Annotated in this window: 19 protein-coding genes; 7 read left to right on the top strand and 12 right to left on the bottom strand. The window is 60.3% G+C overall.

Features of this window, described 5'->3' with window-relative positions:
- Positions 1–50 precede the first annotated feature (50 nt).
- The 7 genes from NCR98_RS14290 to NCR98_RS14260 all read right to left on the bottom strand — a co-directional run bounded on the left by NCR98_RS14290 (position 51) and on the right by NCR98_RS14260 (position 7,268).
- Positions 51–884: an amidohydrolase family protein gene (locus NCR98_RS14290; protein ID WP_250526487.1), complete on the bottom strand. Its 834-nt coding sequence runs from the start codon at positions 882–884 to the stop codon at positions 51–53.
- Entirely contained in the window at positions 881–1,930 is a 1,050-nt protein-coding gene (locus tag NCR98_RS14285) for an aldo/keto reductase (protein ID WP_250466386.1), read from the bottom strand. Before NCR98_RS14285 ends, NCR98_RS14290 begins: the two co-directional genes overlap by 4 nt.
- 22 nt (positions 1,931–1,952) lie before the next feature.
- Positions 1,953–3,245: a UxaA family hydrolase gene (locus tag NCR98_RS14280; protein WP_250526486.1), complete on the bottom strand. Its 1,293-nt coding sequence runs from the start codon at positions 3,243–3,245 to the stop codon at positions 1,953–1,955.
- A gap of 5 nt (positions 3,246–3,250) precedes the next feature.
- The gene (locus NCR98_RS14275) at positions 3,251–3,580 is read right to left on the bottom strand and encodes a UxaA family hydrolase (RefSeq protein WP_250466382.1); all 330 of its coding nucleotides are present in this window, start codon (positions 3,578–3,580) and stop codon (positions 3,251–3,253) included.
- 142 nt (positions 3,581–3,722) lie between these two features.
- Positions 3,723–4,745 (bottom strand): ABC transporter permease, encoded by a 1,023-nt coding sequence (locus NCR98_RS14270; RefSeq protein ID WP_250526485.1) that lies wholly within the window; start codon positions 4,743–4,745, stop codon positions 3,723–3,725.
- Positions 4,735–6,240, bottom strand: coding sequence for a sugar ABC transporter ATP-binding protein (locus tag NCR98_RS14265; RefSeq protein ID WP_250493028.1), 1,506 nt, complete (start codon positions 6,238–6,240; stop codon positions 4,735–4,737). The genes NCR98_RS14270 and NCR98_RS14265 overlap by 11 nt, the downstream gene beginning before the upstream one ends.
- Positions 6,237–7,268, bottom strand: coding sequence for a sugar ABC transporter substrate-binding protein (locus NCR98_RS14260; RefSeq protein ID WP_250526484.1), 1,032 nt, complete (start codon positions 7,266–7,268; stop codon positions 6,237–6,239). Before NCR98_RS14260 ends, NCR98_RS14265 begins: the two co-directional genes overlap by 4 nt.
- A 203-nt stretch (positions 7,269–7,471) precedes the next feature.
- Here NCR98_RS14260 and NCR98_RS14255 point away from each other — a divergent pair, with 203 nt between their 5' ends.
- Complete coding sequence (locus NCR98_RS14255; protein ID WP_250509754.1) at positions 7,472–8,260, top strand: IclR family transcriptional regulator; 789 nt, start codon at positions 7,472–7,474, stop codon at positions 8,258–8,260.
- A gap of 88 nt (positions 8,261–8,348) precedes the next feature.
- Positions 8,349–8,894: a hypothetical protein gene (locus NCR98_RS14250; protein ID WP_250466373.1), complete on the top strand. Its 546-nt coding sequence runs from the start codon at positions 8,349–8,351 to the stop codon at positions 8,892–8,894.
- 14 nt (positions 8,895–8,908) lie between these two features.
- Here the strand turns inward: NCR98_RS14250 and NCR98_RS14245 are convergent, their stop codons facing one another.
- The gene (locus NCR98_RS14245) at positions 8,909–11,305 is read right to left on the bottom strand and encodes a bifunctional acetate--CoA ligase family protein/GNAT family N-acetyltransferase (protein ID WP_250526483.1); all 2,397 of its coding nucleotides are present in this window, start codon (positions 11,303–11,305) and stop codon (positions 8,909–8,911) included.
- Positions 11,306–11,804: 499 nt separating this feature from the next.
- On the opposite strand from NCR98_RS14245, the gene parA reads away from it, so the two are divergent.
- Both parA and NCR98_RS14235 read left to right on the top strand, forming a co-directional pair.
- A complete protein-coding gene (gene parA, locus NCR98_RS14240) occupies positions 11,805–12,467 on the top strand; it encodes a ParA family partition ATPase (RefSeq protein WP_250466370.1) in 663 nt (220 codons plus the stop codon).
- Between the two features lie 24 nt (positions 12,468–12,491).
- Complete coding sequence (locus NCR98_RS14235; RefSeq protein WP_250526482.1) at positions 12,492–13,553, top strand: ParB/RepB/Spo0J family partition protein; 1,062 nt, start codon at positions 12,492–12,494, stop codon at positions 13,551–13,553.
- 26 nt (positions 13,554–13,579) lie between these two features.
- On the opposite strand, the gene NCR98_RS14230 is transcribed toward NCR98_RS14235, so the two are convergent.
- Positions 13,580–14,944 (bottom strand): replication initiation protein, encoded by a 1,365-nt coding sequence (locus NCR98_RS14230; protein WP_244828994.1) that lies wholly within the window; start codon positions 14,942–14,944, stop codon positions 13,580–13,582.
- A gap of 1,701 nt (positions 14,945–16,645) precedes the next feature.
- Here NCR98_RS14230 and NCR98_RS14225 point away from each other — a divergent pair.
- Positions 16,646–17,845: a DNA-binding protein gene (locus tag NCR98_RS14225; protein ID WP_250526481.1), complete on the top strand. Its 1,200-nt coding sequence runs from the start codon at positions 16,646–16,648 to the stop codon at positions 17,843–17,845.
- A 21-nt stretch (positions 17,846–17,866) separates the two neighbouring features.
- Here the strand turns inward: NCR98_RS14225 and NCR98_RS14220 are convergent, their stop codons facing one another.
- Positions 17,867–18,895: a tyrosine-type recombinase/integrase gene (locus tag NCR98_RS14220; protein WP_250526480.1), complete on the bottom strand. Its 1,029-nt coding sequence runs from the start codon at positions 18,893–18,895 to the stop codon at positions 17,867–17,869.
- A gap of 178 nt (positions 18,896–19,073) precedes the next feature.
- On the opposite strand from NCR98_RS14220, the gene NCR98_RS14215 reads away from it, so the two are divergent.
- A complete protein-coding gene (locus tag NCR98_RS14215) occupies positions 19,074–20,516 on the top strand; it encodes a DUF2252 domain-containing protein (protein ID WP_250509750.1) in 1,443 nt (480 codons plus the stop codon).
- Between the two features lie 34 nt (positions 20,517–20,550).
- Here the strand turns inward: NCR98_RS14215 and NCR98_RS14210 are convergent, their stop codons facing one another.
- Positions 20,551–20,907: a DUF2471 family protein gene (locus NCR98_RS14210; RefSeq protein ID WP_250526479.1), complete on the bottom strand. Its 357-nt coding sequence runs from the start codon at positions 20,905–20,907 to the stop codon at positions 20,551–20,553.
- Between the two features lie 301 nt (positions 20,908–21,208).
- Positions 21,209–21,811: a helix-turn-helix domain-containing protein gene (locus NCR98_RS14205; RefSeq protein ID WP_250526478.1), complete on the bottom strand. Its 603-nt coding sequence runs from the start codon at positions 21,809–21,811 to the stop codon at positions 21,209–21,211.
- 158 nt (positions 21,812–21,969) lie between these two features.
- On the opposite strand from NCR98_RS14205, the gene NCR98_RS14200 reads away from it, so the two are divergent.
- Positions 21,970–23,172: a glycine C-acetyltransferase gene (locus NCR98_RS14200; protein WP_250526477.1), complete on the top strand. Its 1,203-nt coding sequence runs from the start codon at positions 21,970–21,972 to the stop codon at positions 23,170–23,172.
- Positions 23,173–23,196 lie beyond the last annotated feature (24 nt).

The raw sequence follows: 23,196 nt of genomic DNA, 5'->3' as shown, positions 1-23,196 counted from the left end.
ACTGCTCCAGTGGAAGTTGATTTTAAGACATGCCGGGTATATCAGCGGCTTCAGAGGCGATAGAACGCACGGGCGTTTCCGCCGAAAATCGCGTCTTCCTCGGCTTTTTCGAGATGCGAGACCAAGCGCCTCGCGGCGGCGTGCCAATCAGTGTAGCAACCGTTTAAGTTCAGTACCGGCCAATCGCTGCCCCACATGAGGCGCTCGTGTCCGAATTGGTCGATGAGATGCGCGACGTAAGGCGCGAGCGTGTCGGCGGTCCAGCTAGGCGACGCTTCTGTCGCGAGCCCCGATAGCTTGCAATAGAGGCGCTGCGGCAAGGCAGCGAGTTGCGCGATGCCACCGGCCCACGGTTGCCAGCCCGCTTCGCCATCGCGGATGGGCGGCTTCGCACCGTGATCCACGACGATACGCAACGCCGGATAACGCCCGGCGAACTCGACGAGCGATGGCACGTGGCGCGCGAAGATGAGCGCGTCGAAAGCAAGATCGAGCTCGATCAGACGCTGGATGGCTTCCGGGCGCGGCGCGTGGTCTATCCACGTATCGTCGGGCAGGTCTTGCAGCATCGGCCGCACGGCTTTGAATTTTTTGTCGCGCGCGAATTCGTCGATGATTTCTACCGCGTCGACGGAATCGAGCGGAACCCAGCCGACGACGCCCGCAATGGATTCGTCATCGCGCGCTAGATTGAGCAGATAACGCGTTTCATCGACGGTCGCCGCCGCTTGCACGACGACCGTTTGCTTGACATTCGTGATCTTGCGGAGCGGCGCCAGATCATCGGAACCGAAGACGCGATAGAGCGGCTTGAGATCGGGCGTGAGCCAACCGTAATCGCCACGCGCCGGGTCCCAATAATGTTGATGAGCGTCGATGTTCATTGCGGTGTTGGCGCCTTCTCATGCAGCAAGCCAGCCGCACGCAAAGCGTCCCACAACGCCGAAGGAACCGGCGTGGCGAATGACGCCGCATTCTCACGCACTTCCTCGGGCTTGCGCGCGCCCATCAACACCGTGGCGACGACTTTATGCGCATAAGGAAACTGCAGGGCGGCTGTCGACAGCGCGACGCCATACTCGCGACAGATGCGTTCCAGCCTCGCCACACGATCGACGATCTCTTTGGGCGCATCGCCGTAGTTGAACTTGAGATCGCCTTGCGCGTCGGCATCGAGACCGCGCGCGAGAATGCCCGAATTGAACGCGCCGCCAAGCAGGATGCTCACACCGCGCTGTTCGCACTCGGGCAAGAGATCGTCGAGCGTGTTCTGTTCGAGCAGCGTGTAGCGGCCAGCGAGCAACGCGCAGTCGATGTCGTATTCGGCCATTGCCTCGCGCACCGCCGCGCCTTCGTTCACGCCGAGGCCGACTGCTTTCACGCCGCGCGACTGCTTGAGTTCATCGAGCGCACGAAAGCCGCCTTCATCGGTGAGCTGACGCCAATAATGCGTGTTTTTTTCGCCGTGCGTGACACGGCCGATGTCGTGTATCAGTACGATATCGATGTCGATCATGCCGAGCCGCTGCTGGCTGTCTTCGAACGAGCGCAGGATGCCGTCGTAGGTGTAGTCGTAGATGGCCTGGAACGGTAGCGGCGCGGCCCAGCCTTCGCTGCCGTCGTCGGGCGCGGTGCGCGGCACGAAGCGGCGGCCCACTTTGGTCGAGAGCACGTAGTCACTTCGCGCGTGGCGTCGCAGGGCATCGCCGAGACGGTGTTCTGCCTTCGTGTGTCCGTAATGCGGTGCGGTATCGAAGAAACGGATGCCCGCTTGCCACGCCGCATCGACTGTAGCGCGCGCCTCGTCTTCCGTCAGTTCGTGATAAAGCCCGCCTAGCGGCGCCGTGCCGAGCGAAAGTGCCGTCACCTCCAGATCCGTCCGCCCGATCTTGCGTCGGCGCGTGACGGCCTCCTGCGTGTCTCCGTTCATTGTGCAACCCTCAGTCGATTGTTCAGTTCGAAACGACTTCTGCGGTGCCGCGAGACGCAACACTAACGCGTTGCGCGCCGCCAGGCAAACACGCGGGGCCGACGGGCTCGAAGGTTTTGTAAGTCAGGATGAATTCCTGATGCCCCAGCGACTCCGATTTCGACGCAGCGCCCGTCGCCACCGCCACGGTGACATCGAACACTTCGCGCCCTACTTCGTCGAGCGTCGCCCGGCCTTCCAGGATGCGGCCGGCATCCACGTCCATGTCGCCGGACAGGTTGCGATACGTCGCCGGATTTGCGCAGACCTTGATGACGGGCGATATCGCCGAGCCGACCACCGAGCCGCGCCCCGTCGTAAAGAGGATTACGTGTGAGCCGCACGCGATGAGTTCGCCGATTTCCGCGTTGTCGCTGATGTTCGGAAAGCCGAAGCGCGGCTCGCCGTCGGGCACGACATCGAGCAGATAAAGGCCGCCGGTCGGCGGGACATCGCCCGGCTTGATGATGCCGACGATAGGCGACGCGCCGCTCTTCGCATACGCGCCGAGCGACTTCTCTTCCTGCGTCGTGAGCCCGCCGTCCGCGTTGCCGACCGCGAAGGAACCGTGGCCCATCGTCGTGTAATAGCGCGCGGCTTTTTCCACGCACGCGACGATTTCATCGCCGAGTTCGGGACGCGCCGCGCGTGTCTTCATATGAAATTCGCAGCCGACGAGTTCGCCGGTTTCCTCGAAGATGCACGCCGCGCCTTCGTCGATGAAGGTGTCGAAGGCGCGGCCCACGGCCGGATTCGCCGTGATGCCGCTCGTGCCGTCCGAGCCGCCGCAGATCGTGCCGATGACGAGTTCATCGAGCGCCATCGGCACTTTCTCTTGCGCGGCGAGCGTCGCGCGCGCTTCGCGTACCCAGTCGAGACCGTGCTGAATCGTGCTGCGCGTGCCGCCGTTTTCCTGGATCGTCACGACGGCGGCGGGGCGGCCGCTCGCGCGCACGACATCGGCGAGATAGTGCTTGTTCATGCTTTCGCAGCCAAGCGACACGAACAGCACCGCGCCCACGTTCGGATGCGTGCAGATGCGCTCCAGCATCTTTTCGGCGTAGCTATTCGGATAGCAGCCGGGGAAGCCGATCAGGTGCACGGGCGGCGCTTCGTTTTGCGCGGCGTCGAATGCGTCGAACGATGGGCGGAAGTGCGTGACGATCTCGCGGGCAACGTGATGCGCGCACTCGACCATGTACGCCACCGCGACGATGTTGCGGATGCCCTTGCGGCCATCGGCTCTTGGGAAGCCCAGCAATGTTGATGTGTTCATGGCTCTCAATGCTGCACGTAGGCATGGCCGGCGTCGTGCGTGTAGGTGGGGATGTAGTCGCTCTCCAGATTGTGAGTGTGGAGATGCGCGCCGCGGGGAACGTCTGTGCTCACGTGGCCGATGATCGCGCCGTAGCGCAGGACTTTGTCGTCCTTCTTCAACGCGCGGCGGGCTATTTTGTGAGCCAGTTCTATCGTCGTTTCCAGCTTGACTGGCTCGCCTTCTATCTGAAGCGTTTCGCCTGCGATTAGGCGGGCTGCTGCTATCAGACAGTTGTCTTCTTTGCTCAAGAGGATCAGGCGGGGGTCGGTGGTTTCTGTCTCTGTGTCGGGCATCTCGTTCCTTCTGAAATCCGTGTCGTCGTGGACATTGAGCCGTATGCTCGCGGCATCTTCAGCAGCCGCCTGCTGACGTTCGTCGTCCGGGCGCTGGACGCGTCAGCCGATTTCGCGAGACGCGTGCGGCTGCGCTCCCGCTTCAGTTCTGCGCATCTCCACCCGCCAGTCTCGCCACCATCAGCGAACCCAGGATGATCGCGCCGTAAATCGCCTGAATCCAGAACGATGGCACCTGCGCCAAGGTCAGCAAGTTCTGCACGACGCCCAGCAGCAACACGCCCGATAACGCGCCGAGCATCGTGCCCTTGCCGCCATCCAACGAAATGCCGCCGATCACTGCCGCCGCGAACACCGTGAAGATCATTCCATTGCCCTGGTTCGCGTTGATCGCGCCGACGTAGCCTGTGACGATCAAACCGCCAATCGATGCCAGTACGCTGCCGAGCACGAACACGCCCCACGTGATGCGCTCCACGCGAATGCCTGCCGCGCGCGCCGCTTCGGGATTGCCGCCGATCGCGTAAAGCGCGCGGCCGAGGCGGTGGTAACGCAGCATGAACGCGGCAACGGCGAACGCGGCCGCCGCGAGCCATACCGAGATCGGCAGACCGAGCACGAGTGTCGTGGCCAGCGTGAAGAACGAAGGCGGCATGTCGAACAACGTGCCGCCCTTGGTCGCGCCGACGAGCATGCCGCGCAGCACGATCAGCATTGCGAGCGTGACGATGAACGCGTTCAGCCGCAGCCGCACGACCAGAAAGCCGTTGAAGAAGCCGATCAGCGCACCGACCACGACGATCGCCGCAAGTCCCGCTGCCGCCGGCCACTCGAAACCGAAGCCCGCCGATGCCGCCGGCATCACGAGCATCGCGCCGACAGCGGGAGCAATGCCGACCGTCGATTCGAGCGATAAATCGAATTTGCCTGTCAGAACGATCAGCGATTCGGCCAGCACGACAAGCGCAAGCGCCGCCGATGCCCCAAGGATGCTGATGAGATTCGCCTGCGTGAGAAAGCTCGGGCTGACGAACGCGCCGATGGCAAGCAAGAGCGCCAGCGCGGGCAGCAATGCGAGGTCGCGAAAACGCGCCAGTTCGATGCGCGGGCGCGCCACGGCCATGCTCGCGCCGGTCATCGCCGGGTTGGGTACGTCATGCTTCATGGAGATTCACCCCTTCGACGGATGCGATGAGTTCATGGTCCTGCCATCCGGCAGGGAATTCGGCGACGATGGCGCCGCGAAACATCACCAGGACGCGGTCGCACGTGCGCAAGTCGTCCAGCTCGCCCGATACGACGAGCACCGCCTTTCCTTCCTCGCGCACGCGTTCGACGACGCCGAGCAGCGCTTCCTTCGACTTCACATCGACGCCAGCGGTGGGATCGATCAGAACGAGCACGTCCGGATCAGTGGCGAGCGCGCGCGCCATCACCACTTTTTGCTGATTGCCGCCCGACAAGCCCGACACGATATGTTCCGGGCCCTGCGTCTTGATGCCGAGCGCGGCAATCATGCGGCGTCCGAAGGCGTTCTTTTTCGCGGGCGTCGCAATACCGAAGCGGCCGAGCAATCGCGCGATCGTCATGGACGCGTTTTCCGCGACGGATTGCGACAGCACCAAGCCTTCGCGATGCCGGTCTTTCGGCACGCAGCCGACACCATGCGCCAGCGCGGCCGGCACGTCGCCCGGCGGCAGCACGCGGCCATCGACGCTGATCGTGCCCGCGCGTTGCGCCTTCAATCCGGCGATGGCTTCGGCGACGCTCGTCCGGCCGCTCGTCGTCGCGCCGGTCAGGCCGATCACTTCGCCCTTGCGAACGCTCAACGTGACGTTCTCGTAGTCGTCGCCGCGTAACGCTTCGACACGCAGCGCTTGCGGCGCACCAGCGGGCAGGGGCGCGCGCGCGGCGGCATCCGCGACGGCAAGGCCTCCCTGCTCGCCCGTCATCGCTTCGATGAGCCGGTCGCGCGGCAATGCCGAAACCGGCGCGCTGACGATATGCCGAGCGTCGCGCAGAACTGTCACTGCCTGACAGATTTCGTACACCTCTTGCAAGTGATGCGAAATGAACAGGAAAGTGACGCCTTCGCGCTGTAACTCTTCAATACGCTTGAAGAGACGCTTGATCTCCTCGCCGTCCAACTGTGCAGTCGGTTCATCGAGAATGATGAAGCGCGCACCGTACGACAACGCCCGCGCAATCTCCACCAACTGCCGCGCTTCCACTGTCAGATCGCCCGCGCGTGCGTCTTCGCGCACGTCGATCTTCCAGTGGTCGAGCAGCGCGCGGGCATCACGGCGCATGGCGCGCCAGTCGATCACGCCGCCCTTCTGATGCTGCCGATTGATGTACAGATTCTCGGCCACCGACAACTCGCGGATGATCGTCGAATGCTGATAGACGCAGGCGACGCGCTCGCGCCATGCATCGCGGTCGGCGAGCGGCGGCGCGGGCGCGTCGTTGAAGCGGATCTCGCCAGCGTCCGGCTTCTTCAGGCCGGTGATCATCGACACGAGCGTCGATTTGCCCGCGCCGTTGCGTCCGACTAGCGCATGCGACTCGCCGGGCAGCACGCGCATGCTCACATCTGCGAGTGCGGGCGTCGAGCCATAGCGCTTCGTCAGGCCAACTGTCTCAACGACGGGCGCGCTCATTTGACGGTGTTGCCCCAAAGTGTTTTGTCATCGACATTGGCTTTCGTCACGAGCGGCGCGGGCAATTGATCTTCGAGAATGCCTGGACCGCGCTGAACGATCGTGCTGCCGTGATCCGTCGGGCCCGGTTTGAAGGTTTGTCCCGCCAGAGCCGCCTTGATATAGAAGAGGCCATACTTTGCGTAGAGATCGGCGGGTTGCGAGATGGTCGCGTCGATATCGCCACGGCGGATCGCATCATATTCCTGCGGAATGCCGTCATTGCTCACGATCACGATGTGCTTCGGATCGCCCGCCTTCACCAGCAACTGCTTGCGGCGCAAGGTCTGCAACGTCGGCGACAGATAGACGCCGCCCGCCTGCATATAGATCGCCTTCACGTCGGGGTTCGCGGTGAGCAGGCTGTCGAGCGCGGTCGCGGCGGCCTCGCCCTTCCATGCGGCGGGAATCTCGAGCAGGCTCAGCGACGGGAATTTCTTCAGGCACTCGCGAAACGCTTCCGAACGATCGCGGCCATTGACCGATGCCAGATCGCCCATGATCTGCACGACCTTGCCCGACTTCACGTGCTCGCCAATGTACTCGCACGACTTCGAACCATACGCGCGGTTGTCGGCGCGCACGACCATCGCGACCTTGCCTTGCGTCGGCGCGACATCGACGGCGACGACCGGCACGTTCTTCGCCGCCGAGGCGTCGAGCGCGCGGCTGATTGCGGCCGAATCCAGCGGGCCGACCACGATGCCCTTCGCGCCCAGGTTCAGCAGGTTGTTCATGTCGGTGATCTGCTGCGCGGGATCGCCGTTCGAGTTGACGGGCGCAAGGATGTCTATGCCCATGTCCTTCGCGTACTTCGGCAGATAGTTGTTGTACGACTGCCAGAACGGCGAAGTCAGAAGCGGGAGACCGAGGCCGACCTTGCCGGCATCGGCGGCTTGCGCGAGGCCAGCTGCACCGGTGGTCGAAAGTACGGCGAGCGCCACGCCGGCTTTTACGGCCAGGCGGCGAAAGGAAGTTGAGGACGTCATGCTTGTCTCCTGATCTTGTGTTTTTTGCGACTACGGCCGTGTGGGTGACTACGGGAAACTGTCGATACGCATATTCATCAGTGAACGTATTATTCATATACGGACAATCAGAAGTCAGTTGGTGCTTTCCCTAGCGCGGGCAACGCTATTGCTGACGAAAGGCTTAAACTCGGCGCCAATTCATGAATCGACGCATACCTAACATGGACGTTGAAGTAACCGACACCGATGGCGACGCGGATCGCTATCGCGCGCCCGCGCTCGACAAGGGACTGGACATTCTCGAATTACTCTCGGAACAGAAATCGGGACTGACGCGCGCCGAGATCACGAAGATGCTCGGGCGCAATGCAAGCGAGATGTATCGGATGCTGGAACGGCTGGTCGCGCGACAATACGTCGTGCGCTCGCCCGAGGGCGACCGCTATTCGCTGAGCCTGAAGTTGTACGCGCTTGCGCACCGGCATCCGCCGATGAACCGGCTAATTGCCGAGGCTCTGCCCGTGATGCAACGTTTCGCCGATGCCGCCGAGCAGTCGGTTCACCTGGTCGTCTACGATCGCGGCAACCTGCTGGTGATCGCGCAAGTGGACGGTCCCGGCACGTGGGGAATTTCGGTCCGGCTGGGGTCACGCGTCGGCCTTATCGACACCGGCTCCGGTCGCGTGGTGCTCGCGTTTCAAACCGAGGAGCAGCGCGAGCACATGCTGGCGGAACATACAAAGGTGAAAGGCGAACTGGCGCTCGATCGCGCAGTACTCGATGCCGACTACGAAAAGATCGGCGAGCTCGGCTATTCACAAAAGGACAGCCAGCAGACCTTCGGCGTCACCGATGTGACTTTTCCGTTGCTTGGGCCATCGGGCCAAGCCATCGCGGCGCTGACCTGCCCTTTCATGCGGCGTATCGACGAATACGTCGCGCCTTCCATCGAAGAAGTAACGGCGCTTTTGCGCGGCGCCGCGAGCGAGCTTTCGATGACGCGGGACTGAATCAAGGCTGATACACGCGTTAGAATGGCGGCCCTCCTAAAAAGCGGCAGCCGGTTCACGCGCACGCCGCGCTCTATCTTCACGGTTCATGGCAAAACTCCTTTCCGATTCAGAATTCCAGCGTTTTTCCGAACTTCAACAGAAACAGGCGAGCTTTACGATCACGCCTGACGAGGCCGACGAATTGCGCGATATCGTCGCGCGCGCACAGAAGAAGCGCGACGATCGCGCCGCTGCAATGCAAGCGCTCGAAGCGCATATCGCGCAGTTCGACATCACGCCGGACGAGCTTTTTTCCGCCGAGCAGATCGCGGAAGCGGCGCGCAATTTCGGCCTTATTCCGGCCGCGAAGAAGGAACGCACACTGCCGCCGCAACTGACGCATAACGGCAAGCCTTATCAATGGACTTCGCGTGCGCTGCCGGAAGAGATTCGTGTACCGCTCTTCGAAGCATTCTCGGCGGGACATTCCGTGAAGTCGTTCATCGCGACGCCGAAAGACTCGGCGCGCTCGGCGCTGACGATCGCGAGACTCGAAAAGGAAACGGGAAGTTCGTATCCCGATGCTTTGCTCGAAGAGTTGGCGATAACGAGAGCGCAGATCGACGAGGCGTCCGGGCGACTGGCCGGCTAATCGCGAACGGCCGGCTAGGTCGGTTTTTCACCGAGTCGCATCCGAAAACCAACGACGCTCGGATCTTCGGTTCTGATCAATTCGAAACCGGCTTTGCGCGCGAGCGCGATCATCCCCGTGTTCTCGCGCAAAGCTTCGCCCACCAGCCAGCGTGTTCCACGCTCTCGCGCATAGTCGATGATTCGCGTGAGCAGCAGCGAGCCCAAGCCCTTCCCTTTCATGTCCGAGCGCGCGGCGACGGCAAACTCCGCAGTCTCGTTGTCCGGATCGGAAATGGCGCGTGCGACGCCCAGCGTTTCCGTGGCGCCCTCCGCAATGCTCCGTGTCACGATCAACGCCATTTCGCGGTCGTAGTCGATTTGGGTCATCCGCGCGAGTTGCGAATGATCGAAACTGCGCACGGCACCGAAAAAGCGCAAGCGCAAATCTTCGGCCGTGTTCGCCGATACGAACGCGCGATGCGCATCTTCATCCTCGGGACGAATGGGCCGCACGGTAATACGCATGCCGCGCCAGTCGAGCGTCTCATCCATGCATCGCGGATACGGCACGATCGCTAGCTGCTTGCGATACGCGCCTAAGGTCAATTGCGGCTCGTGCACCGCAACCGAATCGCGCGTGACACGCAACGTCAGCCGCAGTGCGACGATCTCCTCTATATAACAAACCATTTGCGACAGCGCGGTCAGCGCGTTCAACAGCATGTCGGTGGGCAATTCGCGCGAGCGCGGCGAACGCATGACGAGATCGCGCGCAAGGACAGGGTTGAGCGGAGGCAACGCAAATTCATGAAGCGCATCGGCAAGTCCGAGCGCGCCTTCGGCCTTGAATTCGAACACCGGTCCAAAGACGCGATGGTTGAGCAGGCGCGCCTGTATCTCGACTGCATCGGCGGAAAAGGAATCGGGCGGTCCCGGCTTCACCGTGATGCCGAAGCGGGCGAGGATGCGCGCCGCACGTTCACCATTCAATTCCGCAATGCCGTTTTCCAACGCGATTCGAATTTCGTTTTGCGCAATATCGATTTCTTCTGGAATTTCCGTTGGAAGTCCGTCGGGTGTTTGCATCAACAATTCGCGTCCCTGACGAAAATCGACGAGGCGTGCAAAGCCACGTGCGAGCCGCTGCGGGGTAGTGTGAACCGGGATGCCATTTGCGTGGAGTGCGTCGCGGGTGGCGGCATCCACGCAACCGAAGAAACACGCGAGCAATCCGCGATGAGCCTGGCGGCGCGCGGCGATCAATGTGCGAGCGACGTCCGCGACGGGCGCGCTATGCGTCGGCGCGTGTACGACGAAGATGGTGCCGGTGTCGCGATGCGGAGCCAGCGTTTCCACCGCGATGCCGAAATCGGCGGGCGATGCATCGTCGCCGAGCAAAAGGGGATTACCGGATTCGGCTCGGGGTAACGCGAGCGAGACGGCGTCGCGTGCGGCGAGTGGCCATTGCGCCAGATCATCGCCGGCTTTGCTGAACGCATCTCTTGCCAAAGTGGCGACGCCGCGATCGCTGGTGATGACGGTTGCCACGTCGCCGGCTGCGACGCTTCCCACGCCCAGGGTTTCGATTTCGTCGAGCAGATCGTCGAGCGAATCCACGCGTACAAGTCCGGCACGGCGGAAGGCTGCACCGTATAGGCGATCGAATGGGTCGTCGTGTCCGGTTCGTAGAACGAGTACCGGCTTATTCCTCGCGGCGGCGCGCGCGGCGGAGATAAATTTGCGTGCGGCGCGGACGGTTTCGATCGCAAGAAGAATCGCTTTGGTCGATGCGTCGGTAGCGAGGAAGTCGAGGATATCGCCGGAATCGACGTCGGCTTCATCGCCCAACGCGACGATGCGTGAGAAGCCGAGGCCCCGCGCGCGGGCCCAGCCGAGCACGCCATTGGTTAGCGCATTCGAGCCTGATACCCAAGCGACGCCGCCCGATTTGACACTGCACGCTGGCGCCCCGAGGCATGCGCCGACGGCGGGAGACACTACGCCGAGACTTGCCGGTCCTACCACGCGCAGCAGGAAGGGACGCGCGGCGGCAAGGGTACGGGCAGTCCATTCGTGGGACTCTGCATTGGAGATGAATTCGGCTCTCGCGGGGTGTCTCGCTGCCTCTCCAATAACGACGACAGCTTTGGTCCCACAGTCTCCGAGTTGTTCAACTAGTTGAGGCCAAGTTTTAGGGGGCGTGCATAGCACCGCAACGCTCGGCGCTTCAGGAAGGTGAGCTAAGTCGGCGAAGCTCGGCTGTTCGCCTATGGTTTGGTGCTTTGGATTTACTGGCCAGATTGGGCCTTTGAATCCAGCGCTGTTGGCGCGGGCCCATACCATTTCGCCGATGCTGCCCGGCCGCGTTGATGCGCCGATCACAGCAATTGACTTCGGCGCGAACAAGATGTCCAGGTTGCGAACGGTCATTACGGAGCTCCGGACTCGGTCGGCGAATGGCGGTTGAGGCAGGGTTAGGATAGGCGATTTTGGGGGTGGGGCGTGCGGTGTCGTTTCGGGCTGTGGGCTGCGAGGCTTCGGGCTTCGGGCTTCGGGCTTCGGGCTTCGGGCTTCGGGCTTCGGGCTTCGGGCTTCGGGCTTCGGGCTTCGGGCTTCGGGGCTTCGGGCTTCGGGGGTGCCGTGACTTTATGCGCATAAAGCTGGTCCGGCCGCGCGGCACCGCTTAATAATTTCCAAGACGCCTAAAGCCGTGACGAGGAGATATTGGTCTTACGCCTCAGCTTCTTGCTGTCGAGCATGATGTGCGATTTGAAATTGCATCCATCAGGCCCCACGTCCGCGCTTTCACAAAATCAACTAAAGCTCACCCTATGCCAAATGGCTAACGACACATTAAATGTCGAATTAAAGTTGAAATTACTAAACCTCAATGTAAAATTCAACCGCCTGCAAAAACCGGAGCATTAAAGTGGCGGCGGAAATCATAGCGATCACGCAGCAGAAGGGCGGCGTTGGCAAGAGCACGATTGCAATGCACCTCGGCGCAGCTTTTCACGAAAAGAAGAAGCGCGTGCTCGTCGTCGATGCAGACGGTCAAAACACGTTAATCCACTGGTCGAGCGCTGCGTCAGACGAAGCGAGCGGCATCCCCTTTCCTGTCGTGAATCTTTCGGAAGCGGGCGGACAAATCCATCGTGAAATCAGAAAGTTCGTGAATGACTACGACATCATCGTGGTGGATTGCCCGCCGTCAATTACAGAGAAGGTGTCAGGCGTCGTTCTGCTAGCCGCGAGCGTGGCAGTGATTCCGACATCATCATCGCCTGCCGATTATTGGTCGAGCGTCGGCCTCGTCAAACTGGTTCAGCAAGCGCAGGTGATGAACGAAGATCTGCGCGCGGTGTTTCTGCTGAACAAGACGGAAGAGAAGCGGATGCTCACGCGCGAGCTGAAGGTCGCTCTTGAAGAACTGGGCTTTCCGCTACTAAAAACGCAGATCCCAACCCGAGAGTGCTACAAGCAGGCCATGGCGCTGGGACAAACCGTTTTGCAAATGTCCGACCGCGGCTCGCGCCTCGCTGCTGCCGAGATTCGCGCGTGCGCCGATGAAATCCTCGGCATGCTCTCCTGACTTTATGCGCATAAAGGACCCTGAATGAAACCGTCCCAACTGGCAAAAGGCTTCAAGGCCCGCCCCGATACGACAAGCAGCGAGAAGCGAACCGCTCTAGATCGCCTGAACGCCATCGATGGAATCGTCGATATACAAAGCGTCGGACAGGCCGCGAATGGACGCGCAAGCACTTTCGTATCCGACGAGCAGGCCGACGCAGACGTCAGCACCGAATCCGAGCAGTTTCGCGCCTGGCGACGTGCGAATCGCTACACGCCCGGGCAGGTCATCGAGTTGCCGCTAAAGGCGATCAAAGCAAGCCCGTTTAATCCGCGCCATTTCTATCTGAAAGCATCAATCGCGGAGCTAGCCGTCAACCTTGCAAGGCAGGGACAGCAGCAGGCCATCCACGTCATCCCCGACTACGATAACGCTGGGACCTTCTTCGTAAGCGACGGTGGCCGTCGCGTCCGTGCGCTCAAGGAAGCCAACAAGGAAACCGTCAAAGCGATCGTCGTCGATCTGCCTATTGGAATTCAAAGCTACAAGCTTGGCTACGATCTGAACGTTCAGCGGGATTCGCAAACCGTCTTCGATAATGCCGTCGTCTGGCGACGCTTTCTGGACGAGCAACATTTCCAGAGCCAACGAGAATTGGCCGACCATCTTGGGCTAGACGAATCTACTATCGCTGTCGCGCTATCGGTTGCGAAGCTTCCTGAAAACGTCATGCAGGAAATGGTCGCTCGGCCTGATCGATTCGGGTCGAACATGGCCTATCAAATCACGCGCTACCACTCGGCGCGTGGCAGCGATGCCACGCTGCGCCTCATCAACAAGATCACGTCGGATGATCTGAGCACGCGACAAGTCGCGGATATCGTGAAGGGACGCGCAAGCGGACAAGAAGTGCCCAAGCCACCCGGCCGGCAACGCTATGCCCAACGAATGGAGATTAAACTGGACGGCGTCGCGGTCGGCGATCTCAAGTCATATGGCGAGGATCGCCTTGAGTTGCGGTTGCGCGGCTTGTCACGGGATCGACGAGATGAACTGCTGCGTCAGATCGAAACCATGCTTCAGTTCAACGAAGAGAAGAAATAACAGCGTCCGCCCTCTGCCAGACGCGTTCAGTTAGCGCGTGTCTGGCTAAGTGTGAAGGCGAGCAAATCCCCATCGGTCGGCTCGCCCCACGTCTTCCTAGCCAGCCAGTCGAAAAATGACGTTTCCGCCAGCTTCGAATCGAGGCCGCGCTTACGCCAATCGTCGCGCATATGCGTGCCGAGTTCCGGCAATACGTCGTCTTCGAAACTCTGCCGCGCCAGCTCCCGTTCCCGCTCACCTTGCTCGTCGTAGAGCGCACGCGCTTCCTTCCTTCTATATGCCGAGAACTCGCCAAGCAGGCGTGCCTTGAGATCATCGGCGCCGGATGCCGATCCCGCTGTCGACCGCGGCGCGCCGTTGGCCGTTGCCGGCGGTAGCGCTTCGAGCGGCGGCGCGTAGCCCTTCTTGAGCGCGTCCTTGAACAGCGCTGCCGCGCTTCTGATAGGCGGAAGCGTCGTGCTGCGCAACCGTTGCTCGGTCATCTGCAACGCCGCCCGAATGCGATTTTCCTCGCTGTCGGCGTACAGCGTCTGCGCCTCTTTCAACGGAATGCCGATCTTTACCATCCTGTCGACCAGCGTGCTGTCGAAGACGTTCGGATGTTCGTCGAGCGCCAGCATCGGCTGCTTGCGCTCCGTGACGCGGAACTGAATCTCGGCGACGCGACGACCCTCTCGGTGTTCCACCAGTTCAACGAAAATGTTGGTGACGGCGTTGACTTCCGCGATTGCGGGACGAAGATAGTCGCGCTTGAAATACTTGTACTCTCGCTTGGCCTCGTCTCCAGCCTCGGTATCTGGCGTGCCGGATAGAATCGGCCGCCACCACTCCCACGTTTCGCGCATCGTCAGATGGCTGGGGTTGGTCAGATAACGCACGCATATTTCATAAAGCGCAAGACCCGCGCTGCTGCGCAACTGGCTTTGGAACTGCAGGCTCAGACGCGCATACTGCACCGGATCGAGCAGCTTCTTTTTGATTTTTGGAGCGAAGGAAAATTCGACCCACACGCGACGCGTCGTCGGGTCCTCGAGAATTTCCGCGTCGGCGATGAGCGTCGAGATGCCCCACTTGCGGCCGGGCTTCTGGCTCGACGTGCCCGTGCTCCACTCGACCTGCACCGACACCATGCGACGCAGATGCTCCTTGACCAGCGCTGTATCGTTCGAATCGAATGCGGAATTCGCGACGATGTCGGACAGCAACGCGCGGTAGGTGTCGCCAGATTCGTCCGCCTGCTGCGCCACGGCGAGCAGAACGTTGAAGAGCTTGCGAGTAAGCAGCGTGATCTTGCCGCTCTTCGGTTGAATCGCGATGGCTTCGACCGCCTTGCGCAACTCAGCCGAGCTCGGGCTGACAACATCGGTTTTCTTTGCGCGTTTGGTTGCCATGCGTCGGACAGTATCGGGATTGCCAGCAGCATACCGAGTGCGGTGATTAACGTCTACGGGGTGGCCTTCACCGTTTGGGGTGAAGTACGAGAACAAACGGAAGCTCACTGCGGTGCGGTCCCGTAAACTCTCACCACTCACCTTTGAGCGTCAGGCGCCATCCCTAGAAGCCACGCGGGTAAACGGGAGCGGCAAGCGCCAGCGGGCATCACGGCATCGCGGCACAGGTCCCGAAAAATCTCACCGAAAAAAATTTTCCCCAAAAATGGCGTGTCGCACACGCACGACGCGTTCATTTGGGATGACGATCGTCGCCAAAAGCAACAGAAAAAGGGCATATGTGGATCTCCTTAAGTCGACGAACTTCAAAACGCTCCTGTAATACCTCACCTTAAGCGGAATATAGGACAAACGTGAGCAAAGCCGTCTCCAGGCGCCGTCTTGGTTCATGCGTGTTGGCATCCCGAAAGGGCTCACCTTGAAGGAAAATTCGAGGCGCGTTTCGGTCCTGCAAAGGCTCACTTGAAGCTCCTGAGAAAGCTCACCTTCGCGGTCTACGTCCGCTGGAGACTCGCCCTATAAGGCTCCGAAGACGGCTCGAAAGGCTTACGTGACGAATGCCCGATCCTGAATATTCTCACCCTAGGAGATATTCCGTGAGCGCTGCCTTATCGCGACGAGGTCCCGAATACTCTCACCCTAACGCTGGCATAGCCCAGGCGCTTGTGCTAACTCATTGTTTAAAGAAGGTATTCTGAAGATGAGGTGTTTGAACCGGGTTCAGCGATGTCACGCTATTTCGGAGTAGGACAAAGGAAGTGTCTTCCGTCGAGCAAGCCAATGCGGGAATGACCACGAATAGGCCCCCGTAAAAGCTCACCTCTCCTATTTTGGCCCGCTTCAAGGGAAGCATTGCACAAAACGTAGCGGTCTCTCTGGCCTCACATCTCCCCGTAAAGCCTCACCTCCAAGGCTTCGGGGTCCGATTTCGCTCGTTTTATGGCTGTTGGTCCTGCAAAGTCTCACCGCACGAACGCTTTGGCGCCTGAAATACCTCACCTATCGGTAAAATCGACCCGTTTTATCCGGTGACGGACACCAATCGGCCAATCCCGATAAGCCTCACCTCGGTTGATCGAGGATTTCGACCACAATCCAACCATGGCGGGAGAACTGAGGCACTAAGCCCCCGGAAAATCTCACCTACATTAAAAACGGGCTCCCTGAATCCGCTCACCAAGCCTCCCGCGAGTCCTCACGTACGGCCCTGAAGGACATCACCAGAGTGTCCCGAATAGCTTCACCTTCTATCCTGAAACATCTCACCCGACGGCCTGGAAAGCCTTATGCAGTAAGGTTTTGCCAAGGCGTTAACAGGGTTAACAAGGTTTCAAAGGTGTTTACTTTTATTACTCTCAAACGAGCCGCGCGAGCATCTGGCTCTAAACAAAACGATCCGTCCCGGCTCAGTACGACGTGAAACCTCGCAAAAACCAGTCGCAGCAGAAATCATTCAAGAATATCAACATGATAGATGGAAATGCTAAGGATGTTTCACGCTCTGATGTTCAAAGTACTAAGATTTGCAGTACTCAGTCGGTGCCACCGCACATCGACAACTCTTGACTCGAGTGGATCTGCTGCCGTATAACGCTCAAAACGTAAAACGTACCGTTCGATACAAATGCGCTGGAAATTGATATGAAAATGGCGACTCGCGAGTCCTTGCGCGAAGAAATAGAACAGATGAGGGCGTCAGGCGCACGCAGGCAGGACTTGTCCATGCACGCGTGTAAGCGCCTGTTTTTCGATCTTGGCGTTCGTCCGTCAGTTACGACGGTCCGAGAATTCACGCAGACGGGTAGCGCTGGCGACATTCCCAAAGACATTGAAGCGTTCTGGTCCACCGTGCGCTCGTCGATGCGCGTACGAATCGATGCCGGCGGGCTGCCTGCAGCCTTACAGGAGCGCGCTGGCGAGCTGCTCACGGAACTATTCGTACATGCGCAAGAAGAAGCCCGCTCGAAGCTGAATGCCGAGCGCACGCAAGTCGATGCGACTGTCAGCGCGGCTCAAATGCAAGCGCGCGAGGCCGAAATCCGGAGGGAAGCGATCGAGCTAGCGCATCAGCAAGCAAAAGCGCATCTCGACACGGCGATGGGGCAAATCGCAAGTCTTGAAGCCGACTTGAGAGTGGCCCGTGAGCAGCAGATCGATGCGCAGTCAGGCCTGCGTGAAGTCATCGCGCGATTGGAAAAGGAAAACTCGTCCCTTTCCGATCGTCTTTCGCAAGAGCAAGCGCATGGCGCGCGGCTGCGCGAACGCATCGATGCGCTTCAGGACGAATCGCGTCGAAATAGCGAGCACTACGCGCAGCAGATCAAGGATGCAGTCAAGGAAGCGGAGCGCCGGGTCAAGCCCATGCTCGTCGAACTGGATGCGTTACGCGGCATGGCGGCGACGTATCAGGCCGGCACGCGAGAGGCAGGTCAGAAAGAATTCGAATTCATTCAACAACTTAGCGCCGCGAGGGGCCGCGCGGATCGGCTGGAATCGCAGGTCCGCACGCAGTCGGACGAGATCGATGCTCTGGTTCGCGAGCGAGACGCGCATCGCGTCAGAGCGGGCATGAGTGCCGAGATTGGCAAACTGCTGGCGTCGATGGCCCAGGACGGCCGACTGAACCCCGAAGAGTTGGCGGCGCTCGGCACCCAGGTCGATGCGTATTTCGTGACCCCCACCGCGTGCCCGGCCTGCGAAATCGGCGAGCCAGAACTGCAGCGTCACGAAGACGAGTTCGAGCTCTCTTGTCCGAATTGCGAGCGCACTTCGGGCGCGGCCGCGTCGAAGCTGGCCGCAATTGAAGGATTCATCGAAGCCCCGCGATTGAAGGCTGATTAGCCCGCACGCGGGTGTCGAAGGTCAAAGGTGAGAGTTTTCGGGATCGATGAACCGATCTTCCATCCCGTCTTGCCCGCAAGCCTCGGCCATATCGCGCTCCCGTATTTGCTCACCCATCCAGTCCTGCCACGCCCGATGCAGGCGATGAACCGAGATCATCTGCTGGAATCCGAGCCATTGTCCAACGCGTTCAGGGTCTGTGCCGTTCTCGAAAAGTTCAGCCGCATAGGTATTGCGCAGCGTTTGCGGGCTCGCGCGCGCGGCGCGTGACTCGGCGATTCCCGCCGCTGCGACCACCGCATCGATGGCGCGCAGCATGGTCGCTTTGTGCATCGGCCGACCGGCGGGCGCGGCCGGGAAGAGCAGCGCGCCCGAGAGTCCGGCGACCTTTCGTTCGTCGATCCACCGATCCAGCACATCGACGGCAAAAGGCGAGAGCCGGGCCTGCCGGATCAGCATGGGATTCGAGGCGTCGACGGTGACATAGGGCGCGCCGCGCGCATAGCAATCGATAGTGAGTTGCGCCGCCTCGCCGGTCTTCACCCCCGCGCCGAGAAACACCGCGACGAGCGCTCGATCGCGAAGCTCGCGCCACCGCTGCACACTCGACAATGCGCCAAGCGGCGCATCGAGTCGCGCGATCAGCAAGCCGCGTTCGTCATGCGTGAGAAAGCCGGTCGGCTCGTTGTCGCGTGCCTTGCGCCACGCCGCCTCGCCGTCCTGCGCGATGAATCGAGCCGGATTCGTCGACGCCGATTCGATCTCGCGCACGTGATCCAGCACGCGTTCGATCAAGCGTAGATAGCGCATGCGCTGTGGCCGCCGAATCTCGAGTTGAGAGACGAACTGCTCGATGACCGGTCGCTGCACCGTATGAAGCGTTGTGCGCCTGGCCGCGAGCCATTCAAGAAAGTTGCCCCATTGTGCCCGATAGACATCAGCCGACGATGCCCGGAACTGCTGTTGCGCGAGCCACGCATCGAAAGCAGCATGCGGGTCCGCTTGCCAGTCAGCGCGCTGTTGGTCGAAGAGATCGGTAGTGTTCGGCATGGTGTTCAAAGTGCGCTTCTAAGCGTCATGTTGCGTTGCGAACAGCGTCGGACTTCGGACTGATTCCGTCAAGGGCACTCTTCAGGATAAGTGTGGTGAAGTGTCTTGTAGCGGTGTTTGCAATCGTCGACTACTGTTTTCGATGTGACGTACTTCGAATAATAACGAGAGGTGATCCATGGGCGAAGGCTTTGCATCAGACTCGGGGCAATCGACGTCTACGTGGCAGGAACGCCGGGCTAGCGGACGTGCCGCGCGTCAGCGAACACCACGAGGCACGCAAGAGGCTGTCGGCGACATCGATCGCGATCCCATCGAGTTGCTGCGAATAAGCAGCATGGGTCGCGTCCCTGCGCTGATTCCGCTGCGATACGGCCGCATGTTGGCATCGCCCTTTGCTTTTTTTCGTGGCAGCGCGATTGTTCAGGCGCACGATCTAGCTAGTACACCTTCGAGTGGATTGACCGTTCAAATCTGCGGTGACTGCCACCTGTCAAACTTCGGCGGGTTCGCGACGCCCGAGCGTGCGCTCGTATTCGATCTGAACGATTTCGACGAAACCGCACAAGGTCCATGGGAATGGGACGTCAAGCGACTCGTCGCGAGCGTGGCGGTCGCGGGCAGGCATCTGGGCCACGGCCGCGCGGGCTCTGAAGCACTCTGCTTCGAAGCGGCCCAGAGCTATCAGCAGCACATGCGCGAGTATGCCGAGATGGGCGTGCTGGATCTTTGGTACGAACGAATTACGTTCGACAGGATGTACGACGATGTGCAAAACGAAGACGTGAAACGTCGGATCAAGCGCGGTAGCGAACGCGCGAGCCGGCGCACGCATGAAAAGCTGCTGCCGAAGCTCGCCGATCGATCGGGCGATGCCTGGCGAATTCGCGACGCGCCGCCCGCGATCTTTCATATTCGCGGCGCAAGCACGCTCGTCGACGAAGACGACGAGTGGATGAAGCTCGAAGGCGATTCGCACACGATCCTGACTCCGCTCATACGCGATTACGTTTCGACGCTGACATCCGAGCGCGCCGCGCTTTTGTCGCAATTCGCACTTCAGGACATCGCTTTCAAAGTGGTTGGAGTGGGAAGTGTCGGAACGCGATGCTTCGTGTTGTTGCTTACCGATCATCTTGGTAAGGCGCTCTTCCTGCAGTTGAAAGAGGCATCGACGTCCGTGGTGGCGCGCTACGTCGGCGCGACGAAACATACGCACGACGGGCATCGCATCGTTCACGGGCAACGCCTGATGCAGGCGGCGAGCGATCCTTTTCTAGGCTGGGCGTCGGGCCCGGTTGGACGCCCGCTTTATGTTCGCCAACTGCGCGACATGAAAATATCCGCCGACCTCGAAACATTCAGCGGCGAGGCCTTTCGCGGATACGCGTCGCTATGCGGCTGGGCGCTCGCGCGCGCGCATGCCAAGGCAAGCGGCTGCGCGCTTGAGATTTCCGGCTATCTGGGTTCTGGTGATCGCATGGCGGAAGTGCTCGTCCGATACGCAAGCTCCTATGCGGATCAAGTCGAAAAAGATTACGACGCGTTCCGCTTGGCCTGCCGCAGCGGCAGACTTATGGCGCGCACGGATGCGGACATGGCGGCGGACTTTGCCGCCTGATGACTAGCGATGTGCGGCGTGCATCGTTCCCATGTCAGTGTGCGGCGATGGCCAGTTGCGGTCGGCCTTGTCGTGCAGCGCATTCGTAGGCGTCGACGGCGAATGCGAATACTGCCGGCAAGGCGTCGGAAGAGGCGACATCGACCACGTCGTCGGTTTCGGGGAAATGGAAGTCGTCGGGGCGGGCAAAAAGTTCGCGCAACGCAGCCTCGTGCCGGCCAGCGAAGCCCAGGTCCGCCACGGCTTCCGCTTCGATGGCGTGCAGCAAACGCCAGGTCAGCGGCACGCCCAGATCGATGTATCGGCCCGCAATCTGCCGCGTAATGCGTTCCAGATCTTGTACCGCACGTGCAAACTGCTTCCTGCTGAGATGCTCGCCGTTCGACTCCATGATTCGCCCCTTCCGACTGGTCTTTATACTGTATAAATATACAGTACTTGCCGTCATGAAAGTAGGGTCTCGCCAGTCGCCTTGCGTGTATGTGCGGTTTCGCTTATCGGCGGTTCAGTCCTGCGTGGGAGTGCGCGGCGAGTAACGTAAGGCGGCCGCGCGACGCAGACGGATGCTACGTCTTCGCAGGACGCGCCAGAAATTTATGCGCATAAAGAAGTGCCATGCCACCGTTGCTGTGCGCTGGAGGAAGAGGCGGAGCACCTGCTCGCGGAAAACCGCAGACTCGCGAGTCGGGCCATTACCCATGTATAACCACGAGCAAAGCCTTTGCTTCGCCTCGCCCGACATTCCTAATGACATGACCGTCGTCGGCAGCGTAACGTGCGGTTTCCCCCGCCTTCAGTCGCTTCGCAGCACCTGATGCTTCGATTTCGATCGCGCCATTTAACACGGTCAAATGCTCCCGCGTGCCTGGCTCATGCGCGTCCGAGATGAGCGCCGCACCCGCGTGCAACGTGAGCTCGTACCATTCGAATTTTCCAGCCAGCTCAATCGGTCCCCACACGCGAAGCTGATAGCCGCCGTTATCACCATTCAATGTAGGAATCTCATGCGGACCTGCAACGCGTATGACGTCACCGGCCTTCTGCTGCGCAAATAGTTGATCGAGGCTGATACCCAATGCATTCGTTAGCCGCCACGCCACGGCAATAGTCGGATTGGCCTTGTCCCGCTCGATCTCCGATAGCATCGATTTCGAAACGCCAGCGGCGCGGGATAAGTCATCGAGTGTCAATTTCCTTTCATTGCGTAGACGCTGAATCTGCTCGCCAACGCGTGGTGGCGCAGTTCCGCTGCCTGAGGAATCACCAGCCTTGCCGCTTGTGACAGAACTTGTCATGAACGCTGCATTCCCTTAGAGTGTTCGATATACTGGAAATCGGTTCGAAATACCGAACCTGTCCAATGCAATGAATGAACTATAACAGGGCTAAAGGTGTGGCCGAGCCTGGCTGGTCCGCATCGACTCCTAAACAGCCGGATACTGGAAAGATGCCGATGAAAGACCGATACCTCTCCCATTTGCGAACTACGCTTAACGAGATTCGCGCCGCCGGGTTTTACAAAAGCGAGCGGGTCATCGCTAGCTCGCAGTCCTCGGAGATCCGCCTTGCCAACGGGAGCACCGTCCTCAATTTTTGCGCGAACAATTATCTCGGTCTTGCGAACGACGCTCGCTTGGTCGAAGCCGCAAAAGCCGGACTTGAAGCAGATGGCTTTGGCATGGCATCCGTTCGCTTTATTTGCGGAACACAAACAGTCCACAAAGCGCTCGAACAACAAGCCGCGAAGTTTCTCCACTCCGACGACGCCATTCTTTACTCAAGCTGTTTTGACGCAAACGGCGGGCTCTTCGAGACGTTGCTGACCGAGGACGATGCAATCATCAGCGACGAGTTGAACCACGCGAGCATCATCGATGGCGTGCGTCTTTCCAGGGCAAAACGCTTGCGCTACAAGAACAACGATCTTGTAGACCTCGAAGCGCGCTTGAAGGAAGCCGATGCAGCCGGCGCCCGCTTCAAATTGATTGCAACTGACGGCGTGTTCTCGATGGACGGCATCATCGCCAATCTTGCTGGCATCTGCGATCTGGCTGAACGCTACGGCGCGCTGGTCATGGTCGACGACTCGCATGCCGTTGGATTCATCGGGGAGAACGGACGCGGGACGCCCGAGTATTGCGGCGTGCTCGATCGAATCGACATCATCACGGGTACGCTCGGCAAGGCGCTCGGTGGTGCGTCAGGCGGATATGTGGCTGCGCATCAGGAGATCATCGACTTGTTGCGGCAGCGCAGCCGGCCGTATCTGTTCTCGAACACGCTTGCGCCGAGCATTGCGGCTGCGTCGCTGAAAGTGCTTGAGTTGCTGGATAGCGATGAAGGCGCCGCGCTCCGGCGACGCGTTCGCGAAAACGGCGCGCGGTTTCGGCAAGCGATGACCGCTTTAGGTTTCGATCTAGTGCCCGGCGAGCATCCGATCATTCCCGTCATGCTTGGCGATGCCCAACTTGCTTCGAAGATGGCCGACGCGCTTCTCGACGAAGGCGTTTATGTGATCGGATTTTCATACCCTGTCGTACCAAAGGGCCGCGCGCGCATCCGCACGCAGATGAGCGCCGCCCACACTGCCGAACACATCGACCGCGCAGTCGATGCATTCGCGCGCGTGGGCCGCTCGCTTGGTGTGATCCGTTAGGACTCACGCTTCGCAGGGTCCTTT

Source organism: Caballeronia sp. GAWG2-1, assembly GCF_023631405.1.
Lineage (GTDB): Bacteria > Pseudomonadota > Gammaproteobacteria > Burkholderiales > Burkholderiaceae > Caballeronia.
This window is presented reverse-complemented; position numbering and strand designations above follow the sequence as displayed.

Excerpts from the sequence above, each read along its gene's own strand:
- NCR98_RS14205 (WP_250526478.1), bottom strand. The coding sequence starts at position 21,811 with ATGACAAGTTCTGTCACAAGCGGCAAGGCTGGTGATTCCTCAGGCAGC.
- NCR98_RS14285 (WP_250466386.1), bottom strand. The coding sequence starts at position 1,930 with ATGAACGGAGACACGCAGGAGGCCGTCACGCGCCGACGCAAGATCGGG.
- NCR98_RS14235 (WP_250526482.1), top strand. The coding sequence starts at position 12,492 with ATGAAACCGTCCCAACTGGCAAAAGGCTTCAAGGCCCGCCCCGATACG.
- NCR98_RS14250 (WP_250466373.1), top strand. The coding sequence starts at position 8,349 with ATGGCAAAACTCCTTTCCGATTCAGAATTCCAGCGTTTTTCCGAACTT.
- NCR98_RS14255 (WP_250509754.1), top strand. The coding sequence starts at position 7,472 with ATGGACGTTGAAGTAACCGACACCGATGGCGACGCGGATCGCTATCGC.
- NCR98_RS14200 (WP_250526477.1), top strand. The coding sequence starts at position 21,970 with ATGAAAGACCGATACCTCTCCCATTTGCGAACTACGCTTAACGAGATT.
- NCR98_RS14265 (WP_250493028.1), bottom strand. The coding sequence starts at position 6,240 with ATGAGCGCGCCCGTCGTTGAGACAGTTGGCCTGACGAAGCGCTATGGC.
- NCR98_RS14225 (WP_250526481.1), top strand. The coding sequence starts at position 16,646 with ATGAAAATGGCGACTCGCGAGTCCTTGCGCGAAGAAATAGAACAGATG.
- NCR98_RS14215 (WP_250509750.1), top strand. The coding sequence starts at position 19,074 with ATGGGCGAAGGCTTTGCATCAGACTCGGGGCAATCGACGTCTACGTGG.
- NCR98_RS14275 (WP_250466382.1), bottom strand. The coding sequence starts at position 3,580 with ATGCCCGACACAGAGACAGAAACCACCGACCCCCGCCTGATCCTCTTG.
- NCR98_RS14290 (WP_250526487.1), bottom strand. The coding sequence starts at position 884 with ATGAACATCGACGCTCATCAACATTATTGGGACCCGGCGCGTGGCGAT.
- NCR98_RS14220 (WP_250526480.1), bottom strand. The coding sequence starts at position 18,895 with ATGCCGAACACTACCGATCTCTTCGACCAACAGCGCGCTGACTGGCAA.
- NCR98_RS14270 (WP_250526485.1), bottom strand. The coding sequence starts at position 4,745 with ATGAAGCATGACGTACCCAACCCGGCGATGACCGGCGCGAGCATGGCC.
- NCR98_RS14260 (WP_250526484.1), bottom strand. The coding sequence starts at position 7,268 with ATGACGTCCTCAACTTCCTTTCGCCGCCTGGCCGTAAAAGCCGGCGTG.
- NCR98_RS14210 (WP_250526479.1), bottom strand. The coding sequence starts at position 20,907 with ATGGAGTCGAACGGCGAGCATCTCAGCAGGAAGCAGTTTGCACGTGCG.
- NCR98_RS14280 (WP_250526486.1), bottom strand. The coding sequence starts at position 3,245 with ATGAACACATCAACATTGCTGGGCTTCCCAAGAGCCGATGGCCGCAAG.
- NCR98_RS14245 (WP_250526483.1), bottom strand. The coding sequence starts at position 11,305 with ATGACCGTTCGCAACCTGGACATCTTGTTCGCGCCGAAGTCAATTGCT.
- NCR98_RS14230 (WP_244828994.1), bottom strand. The coding sequence starts at position 14,944 with ATGGCAACCAAACGCGCAAAGAAAACCGATGTTGTCAGCCCGAGCTCG.